The 3,364-nt window shown below is 50.8% G+C and carries 2 tRNA genes and 1 rRNA gene; all 3 read right to left on the bottom strand.

Annotated elements, in window-relative coordinates:
- Positions 1–36: 36 nt before the first annotated feature.
- Positions 37–2,928 (bottom strand): 23S ribosomal RNA (locus BBG20_RS14445).
- A gap of 249 nt (positions 2,929–3,177) precedes the next feature.
- A tRNA-Ala gene (locus BBG20_RS14440) sits at positions 3,178–3,253 on the bottom strand.
- A gap of 30 nt (positions 3,254–3,283) precedes the next feature.
- A tRNA-Ile gene (locus tag BBG20_RS14435) sits at positions 3,284–3,360 on the bottom strand.
- Between the last annotated feature and the right edge of the window lie 4 nt (positions 3,361–3,364).

Raw genomic sequence — 3,364 nt, 5'->3', positions numbered from 1 at the left:
TTTCAGCTCGAAGCAAGCAAATTGCTTGGGTGTTATATGGTCAAGCCTCACGGGCAATTAGTATTGGTTAGCTCAACGCCTCACAGCGCTTACACACCCAACCTATCAACGTCGTAGTCTTCGACGGCCCTTCAGGGAACTCAAGGTTCCAGTGAGATCTCATCTTGAGGCTAGTTTCCCGCTTAGATGCTTTCAGCGGTTATCTATTCCGAACATAGCTACCCGGCAATGCCACTGGCGTGACAACCGGAACACCAGAGGTTCGTCCACTCCGGTCCTCTCGTACTAGGAGCAGCCCCTCTCAAATCTCAAACGTCCACGGCAGATAGGGACCGAACTGTCTCACGACGTTCTAAACCCAGCTCGCGTACCACTTTAAATGGCGAACAGCCATACCCTTGGGACCGGCTTCAGCCCCAGGATGTGATGAGCCGACATCGAGGTGCCAAACACCGCCGTCGATATGAACTCTTGGGCGGTATCAGCCTGTTATCCCCGGAGTACCTTTTATCCGTTGAGCGATGGCCCTTCCATACAGAACCACCGGATCACTAAGACCTACTTTCGTACCTGCTCGACGTGTCTGTCTCGCAGTCAAGCGCGCTTTTGCCTTTATACTCTACGACCGATTTCCGACCGGTCTGAGCGCACCTTCGTACTCCTCCGTTACTCTTTAGGAGGAGACCGCCCCAGTCAAACTACCCACCATACACTGTCCTCGATCCGGATAACGGACCTGAGTTAGAACCTCAAAGTTGCCAGGGTGGTATTTCAAGGATGGCTCCACGCAGACTGGCGTCCACGCTTCAAAGCCTCCCACCTATCCTACACAAGCAAATTCAAAGTCCAGTGCAAAGCTATAGTAAAGGTTCACGGGGTCTTTCCGTCTAGCCGCGGATACACTGCATCTTCACAGCGATTTCAATTTCACTGAGTCTCGGGTGGAGACAGCGCCGCCATCGTTACGCCATTCGTGCAGGTCGGAACTTACCCGACAAGGAATTTCGCTACCTTAGGACCGTTATAGTTACGGCCGCCGTTTACCGGGGCTTCGATCAAGAGCTTCGCGTTAGCTAACCCCATCAATTAACCTTCCGGCACCGGGCAGGCGTCACACCCTATACGTCCACTTTCGTGTTTGCAGAGTGCTGTGTTTTTAATAAACAGTCGCAGCGGCCTGGTATCTTCGACCGGCATGAGCTTACGGAGCAAGTCCTTCACCCTCACCGGCGCACCTTCTCCCGAAGTTACGGTGCCATTTTGCCTAGTTCCTTCACCCGAGTTCTCTCAAGCGCCTTGGTATTCTCTACCCAACCACCTGTGTCGGTTTGGGGTACGGTTCCTGGTTACCTGAAGCTTAGAAGCTTTTCTTGGAAGCATGGCATCAACCACTTCGTTAACTAAAAGTTAACTCGTCATCAGCTCTCGGCCTTAGAATCCCGGATTTACCTAAGATTCCAGCCTACCACCTTAAACTTGGACAACCAACGCCAAGCTGGCCTAGCCTTCTCCGTCCCTCCATCGCAATAACCAGAAGTACAGGAATATTAACCTGTTTTCCATCGACTACGCTTTTCAGCCTCGCCTTAGGGACCGACTAACCCTGCGTCGATTAACGTTGCGCAGGAAACCTTGGTCTTTCGGCGTGGGTGTTTTTCACACCCATTGTCGTTACTCATGTCAGCATTCGCACTTCTGATACCTCCAGCAAGCTTCTCAACTCACCTTCACAGGCTTACAGAACGCTCCTCTACCGCATCACTTACGTGATACCCGTAGCTTCGGTGTATGGTTTGAGCCCCGTTACATCTTCCGCGCAGGCCGACTCGACTAGTGAGCTATTACGCTTTCTTTAAAGGGTGGCTGCTTCTAAGCCAACCTCCTAGCTGTCTAAGCCTTCCCACATCGTTTCCCACTTAACCATAACTTTGGGACCTTAGCTGACGGTCTGGGTTGTTTCCCTTTTCACGACGGACGTTAGCACCCGCCGTGTGTCTCCCATGCTCGGCACTTGTAGGTATTCGGAGTTTGCATCGGTTTGGTAAGTCGGGATGACCCCCTAGCCGAAACAGTGCTCTACCCCCTACAGTGATACATGAGGCGCTACCTAAATAGCTTTCGAGGAGAACCAGCTATCTCCGAGCTTGATTAGCCTTTCACTCCGATCCACAGGTCATCCGCTAACTTTTCAACGGTAGTCGGTTCGGTCCTCCAGTTAGTGTTACCCAACCTTCAACCTGCCCATGGATAGATCGCCCGGTTTCGGGTCTATTCCCAGCGACTAGACGCCCTATTAAGACTCGCTTTCGCTACGCCTCCCCTATTCGGTTAAGCTCGCCACTGAAAATAAGTCGCTGACCCATTATACAAAAGGTACGCAGTCACAGAACAAAGTCTGCTCCCACTGCTTGTACGCATACGGTTTCAGGATCTATTTCACTCCCCTCTCCGGGGTTCTTTTCGCCTTTCCCTCACGGTACTAGTTCACTATCGGTCAGTCAGTAGTATTTAGCCTTGGAGGATGGTCCCCCCATATTCAGACAAAGTTTCTCGTGCTCCGTCCTACTCGATTTCATGACTAAGAGATTTTCGCGTACAGGGCTATCACCCACTATGGCCGCACTTTCCAGAGCGTTCCGCTAATCTCAAAGCCACTTAAGGGCTAGTCCCCGTTCGCTCGCCACTACTAAGGGAATCTCGGTTGATTTCTTTTCCTCAGGGTACTTAGATGTTTCAGTTCCCCTGGTTCGCCTCTTGCACCTATGTATTCAGTACAAGATAACCATCTTATGATGGCTGGGTTCCCCCATTCAGACATCTCCGGATCAAAGTCTGTTTGCCGACTCCCCGAAGCTTTTCGCAGGCTACCACGTCTTTCATCGCCTCTGACTGCCAAGGCATCCACCGTATGCGCTTCTTCACTTGACCATATAACCCCAAGCAATCTGGTTATACTGTGAAGACGACATTCGCCGAAAATTCGAATTTCTCAATTAAGAGAACTCACAAATTTTACCTTAGCCTGATCCGTTACCAGTGAAAGTAACGTTCAGTCTATCTTTCTATCACATACCCAAATTTTTAAAGAACGATCTAATCAAAGACTAGAAATCAACATTCACCATCAACTTGATGGAATGCTCATTTCTAAGCTTTCAAAACTTTCAGAAGCAGTAGTGGTGGAGCCAAACGGGATCGAACCGTTGACCTCCTGCGTGCAAGGCAGGCGCTCTCCCAGCTGAGCTATGGCCCCGTATTTCTACAGGCGTTTCCCACACAAAATTGGTGGGTCTGGGCAGATTCGAACTGCCGACCTCACCCTTATCAGGGGTGCGCTCTAACCAACTGAGCTACAGACCCAATT

This window comes from Pseudomonas aylmerensis, from assembly GCF_001702265.1.
GTDB lineage: Bacteria > Pseudomonadota > Gammaproteobacteria > Pseudomonadales > Pseudomonadaceae > Aquipseudomonas > Aquipseudomonas aylmerensis.
Note: the sequence above shows the minus strand (reverse complement) of the source record. Positions and strands in the feature narration are given on the sequence as shown.